We start from the raw sequence: 19,251 nt of genomic DNA on the forward strand, positions 1-19,251 counted from the left end.
GGATGATCGCAGGATGCGTCAAACGCAAGCCGCTAGCTGAGCACGCCTTCATGAAGGCGCAGCACGCGGTCCATCCGCAACGCAAGCCGCTCGTTGTGCGTGGCGACAAGCGCAGAACTGCCCTCGTTGCGCACGAGCTTGAGAAACTCTTCGAACACCCGGTCTGCGGTCGCCTCGTCGAGGTTGCCGGTGGGCTCGTCGGCCAGCACTAGGCGTGGGCGATTGGCCAAGGCGCGGGCGACGGCGACGCGCTGCTGTTCGCCGCCCGAAAGCTGGCTGGGCCGGTGATCGAGGCGCTTGGCGAGTCCCAGCGAGGCCAACAATTCTGAAGCGCGTTCGTGCGCATTGGCGGCGGTCTTGCCCGCCACGAGCTGCGGCAGGATGACGTTTTCCACCGCGCTGAAATCCGACAGCAGATGGTGAAACTGGTAGACGAACCCGAGGTAGTCGCGGCGCAGCACCGTGCGGTCGTCGCCCGACAATGCCGTCGCGTCGATTCCAGCGATCTCGATCTTGCCTTCGAATCCCCCTTCAAGGAGGCCCACGGCCTGCAGCATCGTGGACTTGCCCGATCCGGAAGGACCAAGCAGCGCGACGATTTCTCCCGGCGCGATGGCCAGGTCGATTCCGCGCAGCACGTCGATCCGCACCCCGCCCTGCTCGAAACTGCGCTTGAGGCCCGACAGGCGAACCACCGGGTCTTCCGGCACCAGCTCATTCATAGCGCAGCACCTGCACGGGGTCGGTGCTCGCCGCGCGATAGGCCGGATAGAGCGTGGCGAGGAAGGAGAAGCCGAGCGCCATGATGCAGATCACGGTCGTTTCGAACGGATCGGTCCGGCTCGGCAGCTCGGTCAGGAAGCGGATCGAAGGATCCCACAGGCTTTGCCCGGTCAGCCGTTCGATCGCGTGGACGATGGGCTGGCGGAAGAACAGGAAGACGAAGCCCAGCAGCAGCCCTGCGGCCGTGCCGAGCGCGCCGATCACGAAACCCAGCGTCACGAAAATTCGAAGGAGCGATTTACGTGTCGCGCCCATCGTTCGCATGATCGCGATGTCGCGGGTCTTGGCGCGCACCAGCATGATCAGCGACGACAGGATGTTGAACACGGCGACAAGCACGATGATCGACAGGACGACGAACATCGCCACCCGCTCAACCGCAAGGGCCTCGAACAGGCTGGCATTGATGGTCTTCCAGTCGGAGATCACCGCTCGTCCGGCAAGTTTCTTTTGAAGCGGCTCGAGGATCTGGGTCACCTCGTCGGGGTCGGTTGTCTTGACCTCTATCATGCCGATGCTGTCGCCCGTCAGCAGCAAGGTCTGCGCATCTGCAATCGGCATCACGACATAGGCCTGGTCGTAGTCGAAGATGCCGATCTCGAAGATCGCCGCGACTTCGTAGCCGATCTCGCGCGGCACGGTGCCGAACGGGGTCGAGCGTCCCTGAGGATTGATGATTGTGATCGTATCGCCGACGCGCGCGCCTAGGTTTTCCGCCAGCCGCGCGCCGATCGCAACTTTGCCCGCGCCCGGCTGGAGATCGGCGAGCGAGCCCGAAACGCGCTTGTCCTCAAGCCGGCGAATGTCGGTCAGAGTATTCCCGCGCACGAGCACCGCTTCGACACGGCCATTGAAATTGCCGAGCAGGGGCTGCTCGATGAGCGGGCTGGCACGGACCACTCCGGGCGTCTTTTCGACGTCGGCGAGGATGGACTGCCAGTTGTCGAGCCGCCCACCGTACGCCTGAATGATCGCGTGGCCGTTGAGGCCGACGATCTTGTCGAGCAGTTCTGCGCGGAAGCCGTTCATCACGCTCATCACGATCACCAGCGCGGCGACCCCGAGCATCACTGCGGCCAGACTGATCCCGGCGACGAGCGCGATGAACGCCTCTCCCCGGCCGGGCAGCATGTAGCGCTTGGCGATCGTCCATTCGAAGGGGGTGAGAAGCAAGCGTTGTCCGCCGGGAATGAGCAGGTTGGGTGGCGCGGGGATTAGAGGCCGCCGGGTCCGCTGGCAAGCGCCGCTGGATGACAGAGCGCTCTCGAGGCCCAGCGGTCTTGCCATGTCGGGCCGGAACGGCCAAAGCGGGCGCCGTCTCCCCTAGAGGCCGGCCCAAATCCATGACCCTGACTGATCCTTTCCGTCCCCACGACTGGCTTGGCGGCCTCGACGACGACAAGTTACGCGAGGAATGCGGAATTTTCGGCGTCATCGGCACGCGCGACGCTGCCGCTATCGTCGCACTGGGGCTTCATGCCCTGCAGCATCGCGGCCAGGAGGCAGTGGGCATCACCAGCTTCGATGGGCAAGACTTCTATTCGCGCCGCGGCCTGGGCCACGTTGCGCAGAATTTCTCGAGCGGCGCGGCGCTCGCCGAGCTTCCCGGCAACACGGCAGCGGGGCACGTGCGCTACTCGACCACCGGCGGGTCGGGCCTGCGCAACGTCCAACCCCTGTTCGCCGATCTCGATACCGGTGGTTTCGCCATCGCCCACAATGGCAATATCTCCAACGCAGTGCGGATGCGCCGTGACCTCGTTCGCCGCGGAGCGATCTTCCAATCGACCTCCGACACCGAAGTCATCATCCACCTTGTCGCCACCAGCCGCTACCCTACGCTGCTTGACCGCTTCGTCGATGCCCTGCGGCTGGTCGAGGGCGCCTATTCGCTCATCTGCATGACACCCGAAGGCATGATTGCCTGCCGCGATCCGCTGGGCATCCGTCCGCTGGTCATGGGCAAGATCGGCGACGCCTATGTCTTCGCATCGGAGACAGTCGCGCTCGACGTCGTGGGAGCCGACTTCGTCCGCGAGATAGAGCCGGGCGAACTGGTCGAGGTCGATCTTGACGGGGCTCTGCGTTCGCACCGGCCTTTCGGCAGCGTCGCCGCCCGGCCCTGCATCTTCGAGCACGTTTACTTCTCCCGGCCCGATTCGATCATGGGCGGCCAGTCGGTCTATTCCGTGCGCAAGGCGATCGGCGCCCAGCTCGCCATTGAATCGCCAGCCGATGCGGATCTCGTCATCCCGGTGCCCGACAGCGGCGTGCCGGCCGCTATCGGTTATGCGCAGGAATCGGGCATTCCCTTCGAGCTTGGCATCATCCGTTCGCACTACGTCGGTCGCACATTCATCCAGCCCTCGGACGGCGCGCGAAATGCCGACGTAAAGCGCAAGCACAACGCCAATCGGGCCCTGGTGGCAGGCAAGCGGATCGTACTGATCGACGATTCGATCGTGCGTGGCACCACCAGCCTCAAGATCGTTCAGATGATGCGCGATGCGGGGGCGGCAGAAGTGCACATGCGCGTCGCCAGCCCTCCGACCGAACATAGCTGCTTTTACGGGGTCGACACACCCGAGCGTTCCAAGCTGCTGGCGGCGCGGATGGATGTCGACGCAATGGCCCAATTCATCCATGCCGACAGCCTGGCCTTCGTGAGCATCGACGGCCTCTATCGCGCAGTGGGCGAGCCGCGGCGCGAACCTGCACGGCCGCGTTACTGCGACGCCTGCTTTACCGGCGAATATCCCACCCGGCTGACCGACCTTGGCGATCGCGACAATCCGGCGCAGCTCAGTTTCCTGGGCGAAAAGGCGGAAAAGGTCGCCTGATGGCTGAAGTCGACGGTTCCAAGCCCTTCGCGGGCCAGCTCGCGCTTGTGACTGGCGCAAGCCGCGGCATCGGAGCGGCCACCGCCACGGCCCTCGCCGCCGCGGGTGCGCATGTGATCCTTACCGCGCGGGACGCAAAGGCGCTCGAGAGCATCGAAGACGCGATCTACAAGGCTGGCGGAAGTGCGACGATCGCGCCGGTCGACCTGGCGGAGCCCGAAGGCATCGCCCGCCTGGCAACCGCGGTTTCCGGCCGCTGGCAGGCGCTCGATATTCTGGTGCTCAACGCAGCCAACCTGCCGCAGCTGACGCCCGTGTGGCAGATAGATTCCCGCGAATTCAATCGCGCGATGACCCTGAATGTCATGGCGCAGCAAGCGCTTATCGCGAATTTCGATGCGATGCTTAAGCGCAGCAGCGATGCGCGCGTGATCGGCGTGACGACCAGCGTTGCCGCGACGCCGCGCGCCTATTGGGGCGCCTATGGCAGCACCAAGGCGGCATTCGAATCGCTGCTGCTGTCCTACGCGGAAGAGACCCGCTCGCTCGCGCACATCCGCGTCGCGCTGGTGAACCCCGGCGCCACCCGCACGGCGATGCGGGCGAAGGCATATCCGGGCGAGGATCCTGCCAGCGTAAAGCCGCCCGAAGCGGTCGCCGAACGGCTGGTTTCCTTGCTTGGTGAACCGTTTGCCACTGGTTACCGCGAATCTGTTAACCAGTCGCGCTAAGGCGCAAGTAACGTCGTTCGCCTACATCTTGCGAAGGGTCGCGCGTAACCCGCGTGCAAGCATTTGCTGGATGGAGCCGCTCGATGATTACGACTTCGCGCAATCGCTACGCCATTGCCGCGCAGGAAGACCGTTGTGCCCCGCGCACGCGGATCGCCATTCCCGCCGGACTGCGGCCCTCTGGCGGCCGCAGTTTCCAGACATCGGTGCTGGACCTTTCGCTGGGCGGATTTTCGGCCACCTGCGTCAACCGCATGCACAACGGGTCGCTTTGCTGGCTGACGCTGCCTGGGCTGGAATCGCTTCAGGCCGAGGTAATCTGGTGGCAGAACAACGTGGTCGGCTGCGCCTTTTCCAATCTGCTGAGCCCGATCGTGCATGACAACATCCTCGCCCGCTATCGAGGCGACGGGGTTTACCGGTCCTGCTGATCAGGTCCTTACCAGGGTAACCTGCGCGACGTCGATCCCGCCACCGCGGAAGCCGCCTTCGCAGTACATCAGATAGTAGCGCCACAACCGCACAAACCGGGCGTCGAAACCCGCTGGCAGGCGCCCTTCGTCAACGGCGCGGTCGAAGGCTTCCCGCCAAACACGAAGGGTTTCGGCATAGTCCGCTCCGAAGCGAACTTCGTCCTGCCACGAAAGCCCGCGTTGGGCGGCCAGTTGCCGGAAGGCGCTTTCGCGAATCAGCATTCCGCCGGGAAAGACGTAGGTCTGGATGAAGTCCGCGCTCGCCGCGTAGGCATCGAACAGGCTGTCGCGGATCGAGATGAACTGGAGCGCGGCACGCCCCCCGGGCCGTAGGCAACGCGACAGGCAATCGAAGAATTCCGGCCAGTATTGCTTGCCCACGGCCTCGACCATTTCGACGCTGACGACACCATCGAACTGCCCGCTGACGTCGCGATAGTCACGGTGCTGGAAGGCAAGCCTGGGATTGAGCGCACCATGCCGCTGCCGGGCCCAGCCAAGTTGCTCGTCCGATAGGCTGATCGCCTCGACCCTGACTTCGGGTTCGTCAGCAATGCGCGAGGCCAAGGCACCCCAACCGCAGCCGATCTCCAATACCGAGGCCCCGGGACGAAGCTTGAGCCGCTCCACCAGCCGCTCCATCTTCAGGATCTGAGCCTTGGCAAGATCCCCGCCCCCGTCGAACATGGCGGAAGAATAGGACATCGTGGGGTCGAGCCATGCGGCGTAGAAGTCGTTGCCCAAGTCGTAATGCGCGGCGATGTTGCGCCGCGCGCCCTTGCGGTGATTGCGCCGGACGAGATTGAATGCGCGACCCGCCAGCCGCCAGGGTCCCTTTGCCCGCGCTACGCGGCCGAGCACGTCGGCGTTGCGCATGAACAGCGCGAATATCTGAACCGGGTCGGGGCTGTTCCATTCGCCAGCTTCCCATGCCTGATACCAGCCAACCGATCCCCCGGTTGCGAGCCTCAGGATCGCGTTCCAGTTCACGAGCTCGATCTGTGCATCCGGACCGGGAGCGCGCGCGCCGAGCAGCCGCTCGCTTCCGTCCGGCAACCGCGCAAGGAGCGAACCGTGATCGAGTCCAGCGTCGATCCGGTCAATCACGCGGGCGAATCCGCCGGCGACGAGGCGGGCGATCCAGCCCGCACCGGCGCTCAGGCGCCGGCCGGCATCGACCAGATGGGTGCCCCTGACCGGGGTCTGCGCGTTCATGCGCGGCTTATGCCGCCGGGGGCGCAGCGCGGCAACCGCACGATCACGAAGCTTTCATCGCGCGGTAGCCCGAGAGCGCTCGTTCTCGCGCCTCCCGGTGCCCGATCAACTGGTCAGGGTAGCCGCGCGGACGGTTCGGCGGATCATGGATATCCTCGTCGGTGAGGTCCGCAAGCTCGGGTACCCACTCCCGAATATACTCTGCGGCATCGAACTTTGCCGATTGCGTCAGGGGCGCCATTATCCGCGTGAACAGCGCCGCATCCACTCCGCTTCCCGATACCCACTGCCAGTTGGTCGCGTTGTTGCCGTAGTCCGCGTCCACCAGCGTGTCCCAGAACCAGCGCTCGCCGCTCCGCCAATCGATGAGCAGGTGCTTGATGAGGAAGCTGGCCGCGATCATTCGCACCCGATTGTGCATCCAGCCGGTGCGCCACAATTGGCGCATCCCGGCATCGACGATCGGATAGCCGGTGCGTCCCTGCCGCCAGGCTTTGAGATCGGCCTTGGCATTTTCATCCTTTGCGGGATCGCGCCATCTGAACTTCTCGAATTCGGGGCGGAACGACCGGTCGGGATAGTCGGGGAACTGCGTGATCACGTTCTGCGCGAAATCCCGCCAGAAGAGTTCGCTGCGAAAGCTCTCCGATCCCTTTCCCTGGCGGCCATCCAGCGCATGCCATACGGTCGCGGGTGAAATCTCGCCCCAGTGCAGGTGCGGTGAAAGACGGGACGAACCCTCCTGCGAAGGGAGATTGCGGGTGGTTTCATACTCCGCTGCTACGTCCAGAAAGTCCTTTAATCGCTCGGTGGCGCCGGCTTCACCCGGTGTCCACACCTCGACGAAGCCCGTGGCCCAGTCAGGTCGCGTCGGGCGCAGTTTCCAATCGTCAAGGCGATCGCTGGCCGGCCACCGAGCCGGAGCGTGGAAGTGGGGAGCGCTTGTTGGCGCCGGCGGAGGCATGTGCGCCATCGCTGCCCGGTAGAATGGCGTGAAGATCCGATAGGGCGTGCCTGCGCCGGTGACGACGCAGCCCGGCGGGAGAAGGTAATTGCCGTCGTGCAAGACGAGGTCGACCCGCTTCGCAATGTCTTGCTCGGCCTTCACCCACCATGGTTCGTAGTGACGGATCGTGTGGATGGCTCCTGCGCCAACCTCATCCGCCAGCAGCGACACAACCTGGGCGGCGGACCCGCGCCGCAGGATCAGCCGCGAACCTCGCGCATTCAATGCGTCGCCCAGCTCTTGGAGGCTTCCATGCAGCCACCAGCGCGATGCGCTGCCAAGGCGTCGCTCGCCAGGCGTTTCGTCGTCCAGCACGAAAACAGGGATAACCGGCCCCGCCTCCGCCGCCGCACGAAGCGCAGCCTGATCCTCGATCCGCAAGTCACGGCGCAGCCAGACGATTTGCGGTTTGGTCAATTGCCCAGCCTTGCCTATTTGAGAGATGATGCTCCTGCGACGGAACGGGAGCCGCCACAGCGGGTTCCCCATGCCATGGCTTCACACCCTGCACACCCCCAACCCGAAAAGACCGCACAGATCACGCTGCCGGCGCGCAGCTATCGGATCGACCCGACCCGCGCCCTTGTGGCCGCGACGATATGCTGGACTGGTTTCGCGCTGATGGTCTGGCTTGTGCTGAGCGGCCGGTCGGCCGGGTTCGATGCGGCGGGCCTGCAGCTTTGGCGCAGAGGGCCCGACCTTCACCCCGCTGGCCCCAAATGGCTGCTCGAGGCGGTGCGGGACTTCACCGCACTGGGCGGGGTGTTGCTGCGCCACCTCGTCGCCGCGGGTGCGCTGGTTGCACTGCTGTTCCTGCGATTGCGCCGGGAAGCGGTTCTTCTCGCCGGGACGATCGTCGGAGGCTGGGTCTTGAACAGCGTGGTCAAGGCGGCAGTCGGCCGGCCCCGGCCGACGCTGGTCAGTCACCTGATGGACGCGGGCGGCAGCAGTTTTCCCAGCGGACATAGCTTCAATTCGGCGGTCGTCTACATCGCCATCGCTCTGGCGTTTGCGGCGATGAGCCCGCGCCAATCGGTTCGCATCACGCTCATCGCCGTTGCCGCCGCAATCACCATTCTGGTTTCGGCCAGCCGCGTCTGGCTGGGCGTCCATTATCCCAGCGACGTGACGGCGGGTTGGCTTGGCGGGGCGGGATGGGCTTTCCTTGCTTCGGCCATCCTCCACCGCCCGGCCAAAAATGTGGCAAAGGAAGCGGAAGACAAGCTCGAAGAACTCACGCCGGGTGAACTCGACCCACGCTGACGAATTGCGTCAGATCGGGTCTTGAGCGGTGCCGGTCACGGTCCAGGTCTGACCTTTCGCGAGAAGCGCGGCCAGATCGGGCTTGCGCCCTTCGCTGGCCTTGCGGTTCTGCTCGATCACCGCGGCCTCGAATGTCGGGCGCGGATCGTCGTAGATGACACCCAGCGCCATCGGGAACGGGCCGAAGGGAAGCTCCACCAGCATGTGCGCAACCGAACGGTTCTTCACATCGTGAACGATCACGCCTGCCGCCTGCCAATCGCCATCGACGACGTCGACCACCTTTAGCGTCAATTTCTCGACGTCGAGCGCGATGCCCTTGGTGTTCTTGGCGAAAAGCATCGGCTCGCCGTTGCGGAGCCAGAGCTGGCGATCCTCGGCGCCCTTGGGAGCGGCGAAATCGTTGAACACGTCCTTGTTGTAAACGATGCAGTTCTGGAAAATCTCGATGAAGGCCGCTCCGGGATGCGCGTGGCCGGCCTTCAGCACGGCGGGCAGCTCCTTTGAAACGTCGAACCCGCGCGCGACGAACCGGGCGCCCGATCCCAGCGCGAAGGCGCAAGGGCTGGCCGGCCGATCAACCGATCCCATCGGAGTCGACGGGCTGGTCGTGCCGATCCGGCTAGTGGGCGAGTACTGACCCTTGGTCAGCCCGTAGATCTCGTTGTTGAACAACATGATCTGGATGTCGAGGTTGCGACGCAGGATATGCATCATGTGGTTACCGCCGATCGACAGGCCATCGCCGTCGCCGGTAATCAGCCACACGTCGAGCGCCGGATTCGCAAGCTTCACCCCTGTCGCGATGGCGGGCGCGCGTCCGTGGATCGTGTGGAAGCCGTAGGTTTCCATGTAATAAGGAAAACGGCTTGAGCAGCCGATTCCGCTGACGAACACGGTATTGGCAGGGTCAGCGCCGATCTCGGGCAAGGTGCGCTGAACCGCCTTCAGGATGGCGTAGTCGCCGCAGCCGGGGCACCAGCGAACTTCCTGGTCGGTTTCCCAATCCTTGATGGTGGTCGTCTTGGCGACCGGAGTCATGTCGTTCATGGGTTGACCGCCTTGATGCTGGGAAGCTGGGTAGTGTCTGCGTCGACCTCGCCGCCGGCATGTCCGCCGAGCGCCGCTTCAATCGCGCTCTCGATCTCGGCGATCGTGAAAGGCTGCCCGCTGGTCTTGTTGAGCGGCTTGGCGTCGACGAGGAACTGGTCGCGCAGCACCGTCTTGAACTGGCCGGTGTTCATTTCGGGGACCAGCACATTGTCGAAGCTCTTCAGCAACGACCCGAGGTTTTCGGGCAGCGGCCAGACGTGACGCACGTGAACCTGCGACACGTCGAGCCCCTTGGCCCGCGCGCGACGGACGGCCTGGTGGATCGGGCCGAACGTAGAACCCCATCCGACCACGACAAGCCTGCCCCCGGCTTCGCCCAGGCTGACATCCTGCGGGGGAATGTCGCGGGCGATTCCGTCGACCTTGTCCTTGCGCAGGTCGGTCATCGCCTGGTGAGTGCCCGGCGAATAATCGATGTGCCCCGTTCCGGGCGCCTTCTCGATCCCGCCGATGCGGTGCATCATTCCGGGAGTACCGGGCTTGATCCAGGGCCGCGCCAATTTCTCGTCGCGGGCGTAAGGCTTCAGCTCCTCGTCCCCGTCGGGACGGGTTTCCAGGAACTTGGCGGGGAACGGCGTGAAGCTGGCGGGATCCGGCACCTGCCACGGCTCGGCCGCGTTGGCGATGTAGCCGTCGGTCAGCAACATGACCGGCGTCATGTACTGGGTGGCGATGCGGCACGCCTCGATCGCGCAGTCGAACGCGTCGGACGGGCTGCGTGCGGCGATCACCGGCATCGGCGCATCGCCGTTGCGGCCGTAGATCGCCTGGTAGAGATCGGACTGCTCGGTCTTGGTCGGCAGGCCGGTCGACGGCCCGCCGCGCTGCGAGTTGACGATTACGAGCGGAAGCTCGGTCATGATCGCAAGGCCCATCGCCTCGCCCTTCAGGGCGATACCGGGGCCCGAGGAAGATGTGACGCCGAGCTGGCCAGCATAGGACGCGCCGATCGCCGCGCAGATCGCGGCAATCTCGTCCTCGGCCTGGAACGTGGTAATCCCGAACTCCTTCAGCCGCACCAGGTGATGAAGGATCGCACTCGCCGGCGTGATCGGATAGCCGCCGAAGAACATCGGCAGCTGGGCAAGCTGCGCCCCGGCGACGAGGCCGAGCGAAATCGCCTCGGCTCCGGTGACCGTGCGATAAAGGCCCGGTGACGACGGCACGGGTTCGAGGTGATACTGCTTGAGCGGGCCGGTGAGCTCCGCAGTCTCGCCATAAGCATGCCCGGCATTCAGCGCTGCGATGTTGGCTTCGGCAAGCACCGGGTTCTTGCGGAATTTGTCATTCAACCAGGCGATGATCGGTTCGCGATCGCGATCGAACATCCACAGTGCCAGGCCGAGGGTCCACATGTTCTTGCAGCGGAGCGCTTCCTTGTTGCCCAGCCCGAACGGCTTGACCGACTCGAGCGTGAGCGCACTGATGTCGAACGCAAGGAGTTGCCAGCGCGACAGCGAGCCATCCTTCAGCGGGTCGGCGGCATACTTCGCTTTGGCCAGGTTGCGCTCACCGAACTCGCCGCTGTCGGCGATGATCAGGCCGCCGGGCTTCAAGGCCTCGACATTGGTCTTAAGCGCGGCGGGGTTCATCGCCACCAGCACATCGGGAGCGTCGCCCGCGGTTTCGATCTGGGTCGAGCCGAAATTGATCTGAAAGGCCGAGACGCCGAAAAGGGTGCCCTGCGGCGCGCGAATCTCGGCTGGAAAGTCGGGAAACGTCGCCAGATCGTTGCCAGCCAGCGCAGTCGAGAGAGTGAACTGCCCGCCGGTGAGCTGCATCCCGTCGCCGCTGTCGCCGGCAAAGCGCACGACGACCGCTTCGGGCGAAGCGCCGCCGGCCCGGCGCGAAGGCGCCTCGGGAGATTCTGCAAGAATTGTGGCCATGAAAGTCCTCTGCCGGGCGCCCCGGGATATCCTACCGGATCGGTCGCCGTTCGCTTATGCCCCTCGCACGCAACGTGCCAAACAGAAAATCTGTTGGAGTGGCAACCGCAGGAGCCAGCAAAATCCTTCTCTTGCGGCTAGTCAAGTTGCAAAACGCGACTTACGACCAACGCGACGCCGTCACACGGCGCGACAAGAGGATGCGACTGATATGGCCGAAGACATGGTGACCGATCGCCCGAAGCATTATGTGCGCCCCGACGTTGCCGGGTTCCTGGCCTTCCTGAACGCGATGGACGGGCCCGAGATGTCTGCGTTGCCCTTGGCCGAAGCCCGTGCGGCATACCTGGCGATGACTCCGGTGGCCGAGGCCGATCCCCGCCCCCTCTCCGTGATCCGCGATCTTTCCTGCCCCGGCCCCGCCGGTCAAATTCCGCTGCGGTTGTACGACGCGCGCGAGAGCCGCGATCCAGGTCCGGTCGTCATGTTCTTCCACGGCGGCGGGTTCGTGATCGGCGACCTCGACACTCACCACAACCTTTGCACCGAGATCGCAGCCGAACTCGACCTGCCGGTGGTCGCGGTACACTATCGCCTTGCGCCCGAGCACAAATTCCCTGCGGCGCCCGATGATTGCGAGGCCGCTACGCGCTGGGTCGCGGGCAACCCCGCGGAGCTGGGCCGGAAGGCGACCGGCCTGATCCCGATGGGCGACAGCGCGGGCGGAAATCTCACCATCGTTGTCACGCAGGCGCTGGCCGAACGGCCCGCAGAGGTTCCAGTGGTGCTGCAGGTGCCGATCTATCCCCTGTCCGACGAGAAATCCGATCATCAGTCGATGGTCGATTTTGGCGAGGGCCATCTCCTGACCCGCAACGCGATGGAGTGGTTCGGCGAAAGCTACGCCGCGAAGAGCGGCGACAAGCGCGCCTATCCGATTCTCGGCGAACACGCGACGACGCCCCCGACAGTTCTGGTGACCGCCGGCCTCGACCCCATTCGCGACAGCGGGCGGGTATACGGGATCGAGCTGATCCGCGCCGGTTCGGACGTGATCTTCCTCGAAATGAAAGGAAGCATCCACGGGTTCGTGAACCTGCGCAAAGCCGTGCCCAGCGCGCAGCGCGACCTTCACGCCATCTTCGATGCGATCCGCCTGCTGCTCGACAAGCACAAGGACGACGCTGCTCGATGAGCATCGATCTCGCCGGCTTGCCTTATCGTCCTTGCGTCGGAATCATGCTGGTCAACGAAAGCGGCCACGTCTTCGTGGGCCAGCGGATCGACCGCAAGACCAACTCGGGCGGCGAGGGTGACTTCTGGCAGATGCCCCAGGGAGGGATCGATCCCGACGAAGAGGTACGCGGCGCCGCCTTTCGCGAGCTTGCGGAGGAAACCGGCATCACCGCGGATAAGGTCAACCTCCTTGCGCAAACGCGCGAGGAACTGTTCTACGATCTGCCGGATGACCTGCTCGGAAAGCTTTGGGGCGGCCAATACCGGGGCCAGCGCCAGCACTGGTTGCTGATGCGCTTCACGGGCAGCGATGAGGACGTGCGGCTGGACGCCCATCAACCCCCTGAATTCTGCGACTGGCGCTGGGTTTCGCCCGATCAGATCACCGACCTGATCGTCCCGTTCAAGCGTCGCGTCTATCGCGCGGTGCTGGAAGAATTCGCCGGCCTGCTCTGAGTGCCAAAGCAGCCGCGCGCGATTAGTTCTTGGTCACGACCGGTTCGGAGGTGACCGCTTCAGCCGAAAGCACATGCGGCGCCGGGCCGCGGGCGATCGCCGCGGCAAGCTGATGCGCTTCGTCGCAATTCTTGCCGCACAGGCCTTCCAGCTTGGCGAGATTGCGGCGGGCCTTCTCGACCGCGCCCTTTTCGGCCATCGCCCCACCCTCCCCCGCCAGGGCCGAGAGGTTATTGGGATCGCGGTCGAGCGCTTCCCTGTAATAATGGATCGCCTTGCCCTGAAGTCCTTCCGCCCGCGCAGCGTCCGCCAGCGCGAGATAGGCCGCGATATAGCCCGGGTCGACCGCGAGGGCCGCCTCGAAGGCATCCGATGCCACCGCCGGATTGCCAGAAGCGAGCAGCGAGCGGCCTTCGCCCAGAAGGGCCCTCGCCTGCGCATTACCGCTTTCGGGTGCGGCGGTATGGCCGACGCTGGCGGAAACCGCGACCAGCAGCGAAAGGGCGACGGCAGCAGGAGTGTAGCGCATCAGCAGTTCCCGGAATTGGGAACCCGCGCGCTTGGATTCACGAACGCGAGTTCCGGCAGTCATGACGCCAGTTCTACCACGCTGCCCGCGTTTTCATAGGCGCTCGAGGCAGGCGACGAAAAAGCCGTCGGTTCCGTCGTGCAACGGAGTGAGACGGCGTCCGGTTCCCCGGGGCGTCCCCAGTGGCATGACGACGTCCGCCGCGCGCCATTGGGGGTTGCGGGCAAGAAATGCCGCTGCTTGATCCGCGCCTTCGCGATCGAGCAGCGAACAAACGACATAGCAGATCCGACCGCCGGGCCGCACGAGTCCCGCAGCAATGTCGAGCAAGGCGGCCTGTACGACCGCGGTCGACTCGAGGATCCTGGGTGTCAGACGCCAGCGCGTCTCGGGATTGCGGCGCCAGGTTCCCGTTCCCGAGCAGGGTGCATCGATAAGGACAGCATCCGCGCGCACGGCCCAGTCGGCAAGCATGGCTGCCTCCTGACCCGGATTGAGCAGCCGCGTCTCGATCGCCGCACCCGCCCGCTCGGCGCGTGGAGGAATTCGCTGCAGCCTCGTGCGATCCGTGTCGCAGGCCAACAACGTACCACGGTTGTCCATCGCGGCGGCTAGCGCGAGGGTCTTTCCTCCCGCCCCAGCGCACAGATCGATGACCGATTCTCCCGGGCTCGCGCCCAGCGCTTCGCATGCGAGCTGGCTGCCGGTATCCTGAACCTCGAAAAGACCCTGTTCGAACTGGGGCCAGCGATCGACATTGGCTGCGGTCAGCAGGCGCAGCCCGTCGCGCGCAGCGGTCGGCTCCGAGGGCGTTTCGAGCGATTCGGCCAGCGCCTCGCGCGTCGTCTTCAGGCGGTTGGCGCGAAGGTCGAGCGGGGCGCGCTCGAGCAAGGCGCCGATCTCATCCCAATCGAGGTCCGATGCGCGCATCTGCTTGACCAGCCATGCCGGCGCGAGGCCAGACCGGGCAACCGGCTCGTCCGGATCGACCGGCGCTGGACCGTGGGTCGAGCCGTCGAATAGGGGCACAAGTGCCTCGTCATCCTTGGCCAGAAGGAGAAGCGCGGCCCGCCCCGACGGAGGAACCTCGCCGCTGGCACGGATCGCGCGCCAGGCAAGGTCACGGATCGCCCGGCGGTCGCCGCTCCCCGCAAAACGACGGGACTTGAACCATTCGTGCGCGATGCGATCGGCCGAGGCGCCGCCTCGCCGCGCCGCGTCGATAATCGCGTCAAGCAGTTCGATCGCCCCTTGGACGCGCGCGGCAGGGGTCATCGCCTTGGCCCCGGCAGAGAGGGCCTAGCGAGAAGGATAATTGGGCGCTTCCCGCGTGATCGTGACATCATGGACGTGGCTTTCATTAAGCCCGGCGCCGGTGATCCGCACAAAGCTCGCGCGCTCACGCAGTTCCTCGAGAGTGCGGGAGCCGGTGTAGCCCATCGCCGCCTTGATACCTCCGACGAGCTGGTGAACGACGTCCTTGGCCGGTCCCTTGAAAGGCACCTGCCCCTCGATCCCCTCGGGAACGAGCTTGAGCGAATCCTTGATGTCCTGCTGGAAATACCTGTCGGCGCTGCCGCGCGCCATTGCGCCTACCGAACCCATGCCGCGGTAGCTCTTGTAGACCCTTCCCTGGAAGAGAAAGCTCTCGCCCGGCGCCTCTGCGGTGCCGGCGAGCATCGAGCCGATCATCACGCTCGACGCCCCGGCGGCGAGCGCTTTTGCGGCATCGCCGGACGAGCGGAGTCCGCCGTCGCCAATGACGGGTATGCCGGACTTCGTTGCCTCGTTCGCCGCGTCCATGATCGCCGTAAGCTGCGGCACCCCTACGCCTGCGACGATCCGCGTGGTGCAGATCGAACCGGGCCCGATCCCGACCTTGATCCCATCGGCACCCGCATCGATTAGCGCGCGCGTCGCCTCGGCGGTGGCGACGTTGCCGGCGATGACCTGCGCCGAGTTGGACAACTTCTTCACCGCCTCGACCGCCCGGGCGACATCGCGGTTATGGCCGTGCGCCGTGTCGATGATTACGACGTCGCATTCGGCATCGATCAGGGCCGAGGTGCGCTCGAAACCCTTTTCCCCCACGGTAGTCGCGGCAGCGACGCGTAGGCGGCCGGTGGCGTCCTTCGTCGCATCTGGAAAGGTCACCGCCTTCTCAATGTCCTTGACCGTGATCAGGCCGACGCAGCGGAAGGCATCGTCGACGACCAGCAACTTTTCGATCCGCCGCTGATGCAGCAGGCGGCGCGCCGCGTCCTGCCCCGTGCCGAGCGGCACGGTGGCGAGGTTTTCGCGCGTCATCAGTTCGCTGACCGGCTGCGCCGGATCATCGGCGAAACGCACGTCGCGGTTGGTCAGGATGCCGACCAGCTTGCCGCCGCGCTCGACCACCGGAATGCCGGAAATGCGATTGGTCGCCATGAGTGCCTGCGCTTCGCCGAGCGTCGCGTCAGGCGCGATGGTGATGGGATTAACGACCATCCCGCTTTCGAACCGCTTCACGCTGCGAACCGCGGCGCACTGCTGCTCGATCGTCAGGTTGCGGTGAAGCACACCGATGCCGCCCATCTGCGCCATGACGATCGCCATGTCGGCTTCGGTAACGGTGTCCATCGCCGAGGACAGGACGGGGATGTTCAGGGAGATGGTCTTGGTCAACCGGGTCCGGGTATCAGCATCCGTCGGCAGCAAGTCGCTCTCGGCCGGACGTAGGAGCACGTCGTCGAAGGTCAGGCCGATCGGGATATCCATGCGCAGTGCCACTTGTTCGAGGGTTACCGGGAAGATTCGTGGCGGCCCATGTAAACGCGGCGGCAAGGAATCGCTAGGGCGATCTCCCTTGAAAGTAATCGCGGCGGAAATCGGCCGTGAAAGTGGCAAAGCGGCCCGAGCCGATGGCGTCGCGCATCGCTCCCATGAGCTGCTGATAGAACGATAGATTGTGCTCGGTCAGGAGCATGGCCCCAAGGATTTCATGGCTCTTGTGGAGGTGATGAAGGTAGGCCCGCGAGTATTTCGCGCAGATCGGGCAGGTGCAGCGCGGATCTAGCGGGGCGGTATCCTCGGCAAATCGGGCGTTGCGCAGATTGACCGGACCGCTCCAGGTGAAGCCCTGCCCGTTGCGGCCTGACCGGCTGGGAAGCACGCAATCGAACATGTCGATGCCGCGCTCCACCGCGCCGACCAGATCGTCTGGCTTGCCGACGCCCATGAGGTAGCGCGGGCGGTCCGCCGGAAGCTGGTCCGGCGCGAAATCAAGCGTGGCGAACATCGCCTCCTGCCCCTCGCCCACGGCAAGCCCTCCGATGGCATAACCATCGAAACCAATGGCGGTCAGCGCATCCGCGGATTCGCGGCGCAGCCCTTCGTCGAGCGCGCCTTGCTGGATGCCGAACAGAGCAGCCCCGGCCGCATGGTCCTCGCCCGCGTCGAAAGCTTCGCGCGAACGCTGGGCCCATCGCATCGACATCGCCATCGACCGCGCGATGGCGTCGCGCGATCCGTCGGCACGCGGGCATTCGTCGAAGGCCATCACGATATCCGAACCGAGCAGGCGCTGGATTTCCATCGAGCGCTCCGGCGTGAGCAGATGCTTCGAGCCATCCAGGTGGCTGGCGAAGGTCACGCCCTCCTCGGTAATCTTCCGCAAATCCGACAGGCTCATCACCTGATATCCGCCACTGTCGGTCAGGATCGGGCGGTCCCAGTTCATGAACCGGTGCAATCCGCCAAGCCGCGCAACCCGCTCCGCTCCGGGCCGAAGCATGAGGTGATAGGTGTTGCCCAGGATGATGTCCGCGCCCGTCGCGCGAACGTCCTCCGGCTTCATCGCCTTCACCGTTGCGGCTGTGCCGACCGGCATGAACGCAGGGGTTCGGATCACGCCCCTCGCCATTGCGATAGCGCCCGTCCGGGCCTTGCCGTCAGTCGCGGAAATGTTGAACGAGAAGCGGGCCATGCGCGGCGCGCTTAGGGACATTCGCCGGGCGCGGCAATCGCAGGCGATCGGGTCAGGTCCGCAGCCTCCACCCGGTGCGGAAGATCCACGACACGATTGCCACGCAGATCAGCAGGAAGGCCAGCGTAAGGCCGGCCGACCACAGGATGTTCACATCAGACTGCCCGTAGAATGTCCAGCGCAATCCGTTGACGAGATAGACGACGGGATTGACCATCGCCACTGTGCGCCAAGGCTCGCCGAGCATCTCGATCGAATAGAACGTGCCGCCCAGGAAGGTCAGTGGGGTGAGCACGAGCATCGGGACGACCTGAAGCTTCTCGAACCCGTCGGCCCAGCACCCAAGAATGAAGCCGAACAGCGAAAACGCCAGCGCTATCAAAACGAGGAAGCCGGCGGCGTAGATCGGATGAACGATGTGGAACGGCACGAACAGGCGCGCCGTCGCCAGGATGATGATCGCGAGGATGACCGACTTGGTCGCCGCCGCCCCGACATAGCCGATCAGGGTCTCTGCCACGCCGACCGGTGCCGAAAGCAGTTCGTATACGGTGCCGGTAAAGCGCGGCAGGTAGATGCCGAAGCTGGCGTTCGAAGTGCTTTCCGAAAGGATCGTGAGGAGCATAAGGCCCGGCACGATGAAGGCGCCATAGGGAACCCCGCCGACCTGCTGGATCCGGCCGCCGATCGCCGCACCGAAGACGATGAAATACAGCGAAGTCGTCAGCACGGGGGCAAAGATCGACTGGAACAGCGTGCGCCAGGTCCGGGCCAGCTCGAACCGGTAAATAGAGCCGGCGGCCCGCCAGTTCATGCGCGCTTCTCGACAAGGTCAACGAAGATATCCTCGAGGCTGGACTGGTGCGTCTCGATCGAGGTGAAATCCAGGCCTGCTGCCTCGATCGCCTTGAGCAGGTCGGCCACGCCGCCGCGCGAGTCCTGCGAAGCGTCGCGAAAGCACAAGGCGCGGCCGTCGTCGGCCAGCGTGACCCCGAACGGCGCCAGCGCCGGCGGAACGTCGTCCAACCTGCTCGAGAGTCCGATCAGTGCTTCGTTGCGGCCCAGCCGCGACATCAACGCCGCCTTCTCGTCCACCAGGATGAGCTTCCCATCGTTGATGATGCCCACGCGGTCGGCCATTTCCTCGGCCTCTTCGATGTAATGGGTGGTCAGGATGATCGTCATGCCCTGATTGCGCAGACGGCCGATCTGCGCCCACATGTCGCGACGCAGTTCGACATCGACACCGGCGGTGGGTTCGTCGAGGAACAGCAACTCGGGATCGTGAGCGAGCGCCTTGGCGATCAGGACGCGGCGCTTCATGCCGCCCGACAAGGCCATGATCTTGGCGTCCCGCTTGTCCCACAACGACAGCGAGCGGAGCACTTCCTCGACGCGAGCGGGATCGCGCGGCTTGCCGAAAAGTCCGCGCGAGTGCGCAACCGACTGGCCGACATGCTCGAACATGTCGACGCTAAGCTCCTGCGGAACCAGTCCGATCCGTGCCCGCGCAGCGCGCCAGTCGCGCGCCATGTCGATCCCGAAGGCGTGGATCGAGCCTGCCGTCGGCCGGACCAACCCGCAGACGGATCCGATCAGCGTGGTCTTGCCGGCGCCATTTGGACCGAGCAGTGCGAAAATCTCGCCCGGCCGGATCGCCAGGTCGACGTTATCCAGCGCGGTATTCCCGCCGGGGAAAGTTTTGGTCAGGCCCCGGATGTCGAGAATCGGCTCCACGCGCCCCCTAGATGGGGGC

At 65.0% G+C, this 19,251-nt stretch carries 18 protein-coding genes; 6 read left to right on the forward strand and 12 right to left on the reverse strand.

The window, feature by feature from the left end; translation table 11 throughout:
• Positions 1-32 precede the first annotated feature (32 nt).
• Both ACFO0A_RS10205 and ACFO0A_RS10210 read right to left on the reverse strand, forming a co-directional pair.
• The gene (locus ACFO0A_RS10205) at positions 33-722 is read right to left on the reverse strand and encodes an ABC transporter ATP-binding protein (protein ID WP_379538899.1); all 690 of its coding nucleotides are present in this window, start codon (positions 720-722) and stop codon (positions 33-35) included.
• Positions 715-1,956: a lipoprotein-releasing ABC transporter permease subunit gene (locus tag ACFO0A_RS10210; protein WP_379538900.1), complete on the reverse strand. Its 1,242-nt coding sequence runs from the start codon at positions 1,954-1,956 to the stop codon at positions 715-717. The genes ACFO0A_RS10205 and ACFO0A_RS10210 overlap by 8 nt, the downstream gene beginning before the upstream one ends.
• A 170-nt stretch (positions 1,957-2,126) precedes the next feature.
• On the opposite strand from ACFO0A_RS10210, the gene purF reads away from it, so the two are divergent.
• The 3 genes from purF to ACFO0A_RS10225 all read left to right on the forward strand — a co-directional run bounded on the left by purF (position 2,127) and on the right by ACFO0A_RS10225 (position 4,785).
• On the forward strand, positions 2,127-3,623 hold the full coding sequence (purF, locus tag ACFO0A_RS10215; RefSeq protein WP_379538901.1) for an amidophosphoribosyltransferase: 1,497 nt from the start codon (positions 2,127-2,129) through the stop codon (positions 3,621-3,623).
• Positions 3,623-4,354 (forward strand): SDR family NAD(P)-dependent oxidoreductase, encoded by a 732-nt coding sequence (locus tag ACFO0A_RS10220; RefSeq protein ID WP_379538902.1) that lies wholly within the window; start codon positions 3,623-3,625, stop codon positions 4,352-4,354. Before purF ends, ACFO0A_RS10220 begins: the two co-directional genes overlap by 1 nt.
• 83 nt (positions 4,355-4,437) lie before the next feature.
• Positions 4,438-4,785 carry a PilZ domain-containing protein gene (locus ACFO0A_RS10225; RefSeq protein ID WP_379538903.1) on the forward strand — a complete coding sequence of 116 codons (348 nt, stop codon included), beginning with the start codon at positions 4,438-4,440 and terminating at the stop codon, positions 4,783-4,785.
• Here ACFO0A_RS10225 and ACFO0A_RS10230 read toward each other — a convergent pair whose 3' ends face one another.
• Both ACFO0A_RS10230 and ACFO0A_RS10235 read right to left on the reverse strand, forming a co-directional pair.
• A complete protein-coding gene (locus ACFO0A_RS10230) occupies positions 4,786-6,042 on the reverse strand; it encodes a class I SAM-dependent methyltransferase (RefSeq protein ID WP_379538904.1) in 1,257 nt (418 codons plus the stop codon).
• Positions 6,043-6,085: 43 nt separating this feature from the next.
• Entirely contained in the window at positions 6,086-7,465 is a 1,380-nt protein-coding gene (locus ACFO0A_RS10235) for a cryptochrome/photolyase family protein (RefSeq protein ID WP_379538905.1), read from the reverse strand.
• Between the two features lie 75 nt (positions 7,466-7,540).
• Between ACFO0A_RS10235 and ACFO0A_RS10240 the strand changes: the two genes are divergently transcribed.
• On the forward strand, positions 7,541-8,311 hold the full coding sequence (locus ACFO0A_RS10240; RefSeq protein ID WP_379538906.1) for a phosphatase PAP2 family protein: 771 nt from the start codon (positions 7,541-7,543) through the stop codon (positions 8,309-8,311).
• A gap of 9 nt (positions 8,312-8,320) precedes the next feature.
• Here ACFO0A_RS10240 and ACFO0A_RS10245 read toward each other — a convergent pair whose 3' ends face one another.
• Together ACFO0A_RS10245 and ACFO0A_RS10250 are read right to left on the reverse strand one after the other, a co-directional pair.
• Positions 8,321-9,361 carry a 2-oxoacid:ferredoxin oxidoreductase subunit beta gene (locus ACFO0A_RS10245; RefSeq protein ID WP_379538907.1) on the reverse strand — a complete coding sequence of 347 codons (1,041 nt, stop codon included), beginning with the start codon at positions 9,359-9,361 and terminating at the stop codon, positions 8,321-8,323.
• Positions 9,358-11,310: a 2-oxoacid:acceptor oxidoreductase subunit alpha gene (locus ACFO0A_RS10250; protein WP_379538908.1), complete on the reverse strand. Its 1,953-nt coding sequence runs from the start codon at positions 11,308-11,310 to the stop codon at positions 9,358-9,360. Before ACFO0A_RS10250 ends, ACFO0A_RS10245 begins: the two co-directional genes overlap by 4 nt.
• Positions 11,311-11,521: 211 nt before the next feature.
• On the opposite strand from ACFO0A_RS10250, the gene ACFO0A_RS10255 reads away from it, so the two are divergent.
• A complete protein-coding gene (locus ACFO0A_RS10255; protein WP_379538909.1) occupies positions 11,522-12,505 on the forward strand; it encodes an alpha/beta hydrolase in 984 nt (327 codons plus the stop codon).
• Positions 12,502-13,002, forward strand: coding sequence for an RNA pyrophosphohydrolase (locus ACFO0A_RS10260; protein WP_379538910.1), 501 nt, complete (start codon positions 12,502-12,504; stop codon positions 13,000-13,002). Before ACFO0A_RS10255 ends, ACFO0A_RS10260 begins: the two co-directional genes overlap by 4 nt.
• A gap of 22 nt (positions 13,003-13,024) precedes the next feature.
• On the opposite strand, the gene ACFO0A_RS10265 is transcribed toward ACFO0A_RS10260, so the two are convergent.
• The 6 genes from ACFO0A_RS10265 to ACFO0A_RS10290 all read right to left on the reverse strand — a co-directional run bounded on the left by ACFO0A_RS10265 (position 13,025) and on the right by ACFO0A_RS10290 (position 19,232).
• Complete coding sequence (locus ACFO0A_RS10265) at positions 13,025-13,531, reverse strand: tetratricopeptide repeat protein (protein ID WP_379538911.1); 507 nt, start codon at positions 13,529-13,531, stop codon at positions 13,025-13,027.
• Positions 13,532-13,624: 93 nt separating this feature from the next.
• Positions 13,625-14,806 (reverse strand): RsmB/NOP family class I SAM-dependent RNA methyltransferase, encoded by a 1,182-nt coding sequence (locus tag ACFO0A_RS10270; protein WP_379538912.1) that lies wholly within the window; start codon positions 14,804-14,806, stop codon positions 13,625-13,627.
• Between the two features lie 24 nt (positions 14,807-14,830).
• Complete coding sequence (guaB, locus tag ACFO0A_RS10275; RefSeq protein WP_379538913.1) at positions 14,831-16,288, reverse strand: IMP dehydrogenase; 1,458 nt, start codon at positions 16,286-16,288, stop codon at positions 14,831-14,833.
• A gap of 73 nt (positions 16,289-16,361) precedes the next feature.
• Positions 16,362-17,495 carry a tRNA guanosine(34) transglycosylase Tgt gene (gene tgt / locus ACFO0A_RS10280; RefSeq protein ID WP_379538914.1) on the reverse strand — a complete coding sequence of 378 codons (1,134 nt, stop codon included), beginning with the start codon at positions 17,493-17,495 and terminating at the stop codon, positions 16,362-16,364.
• Positions 17,496-17,547: 52 nt separating this feature from the next.
• Complete coding sequence (locus ACFO0A_RS10285; RefSeq protein ID WP_379538915.1) at positions 17,548-18,309, reverse strand: ABC transporter permease; 762 nt, start codon at positions 18,307-18,309, stop codon at positions 17,548-17,550.
• Positions 18,306-19,232, reverse strand: a complete 927-nt coding sequence (locus tag ACFO0A_RS10290; RefSeq protein WP_379538916.1) for an ABC transporter ATP-binding protein — start codon at positions 19,230-19,232, stop codon at positions 18,306-18,308. Before ACFO0A_RS10290 ends, ACFO0A_RS10285 begins: the two co-directional genes overlap by 4 nt.
• Between the last annotated feature and the right edge of the window lie 19 nt (positions 19,233-19,251).

Origin of the sequence: Novosphingobium tardum (assembly GCF_042652045.1) — a bacterium.
Lineage (GTDB): Bacteria > Pseudomonadota > Alphaproteobacteria > Sphingomonadales > Sphingomonadaceae > Novosphingobium > Novosphingobium tardum.

Bases quoted from the DNA above. Each gene is read 5' to 3' on its own strand.
- tgt (WP_379538914.1), bottom strand. From the start codon at position 17,495: ATGGCCCGCTTCTCGTTCAACATTTCCGCGACTGACGGCAAGGCCCGG.
- guaB (WP_379538913.1), bottom strand. From the start codon at position 16,288: ATGGATATCCCGATCGGCCTGACCTTCGACGACGTGCTCCTACGTCCG.
- ACFO0A_RS10205 (WP_379538899.1), bottom strand. From the start codon at position 722: ATGAATGAGCTGGTGCCGGAAGACCCGGTGGTTCGCCTGTCGGGCCTC.
- ACFO0A_RS10255 (WP_379538909.1), top strand. From the start codon at position 11,522: ATGGCCGAAGACATGGTGACCGATCGCCCGAAGCATTATGTGCGCCCC.
- ACFO0A_RS10240 (WP_379538906.1), top strand. From the start codon at position 7,541: ATGGCTTCACACCCTGCACACCCCCAACCCGAAAAGACCGCACAGATC.
- ACFO0A_RS10230 (WP_379538904.1), bottom strand. From the start codon at position 6,042: ATGAACGCGCAGACCCCGGTCAGGGGCACCCATCTGGTCGATGCCGGC.
- ACFO0A_RS10225 (WP_379538903.1), top strand. From the start codon at position 4,438: ATGATTACGACTTCGCGCAATCGCTACGCCATTGCCGCGCAGGAAGAC.
- ACFO0A_RS10260 (WP_379538910.1), top strand. From the start codon at position 12,502: ATGAGCATCGATCTCGCCGGCTTGCCTTATCGTCCTTGCGTCGGAATC.
- purF (WP_379538901.1), top strand. From the start codon at position 2,127: ATGACCCTGACTGATCCTTTCCGTCCCCACGACTGGCTTGGCGGCCTC.
- ACFO0A_RS10220 (WP_379538902.1), top strand. From the start codon at position 3,623: ATGGCTGAAGTCGACGGTTCCAAGCCCTTCGCGGGCCAGCTCGCGCTT.
- ACFO0A_RS10285 (WP_379538915.1), bottom strand. From the start codon at position 18,309: ATGAACTGGCGGGCCGCCGGCTCTATTTACCGGTTCGAGCTGGCCCGG.
- ACFO0A_RS10245 (WP_379538907.1), bottom strand. From the start codon at position 9,361: ATGAACGACATGACTCCGGTCGCCAAGACGACCACCATCAAGGATTGG.
- ACFO0A_RS10265 (WP_379538911.1), bottom strand. From the start codon at position 13,531: ATGCGCTACACTCCTGCTGCCGTCGCCCTTTCGCTGCTGGTCGCGGTT.
- ACFO0A_RS10270 (WP_379538912.1), bottom strand. From the start codon at position 14,806: ATGACCCCTGCCGCGCGCGTCCAAGGGGCGATCGAACTGCTTGACGCG.
- ACFO0A_RS10250 (WP_379538908.1), bottom strand. From the start codon at position 11,310: ATGGCCACAATTCTTGCAGAATCTCCCGAGGCGCCTTCGCGCCGGGCC.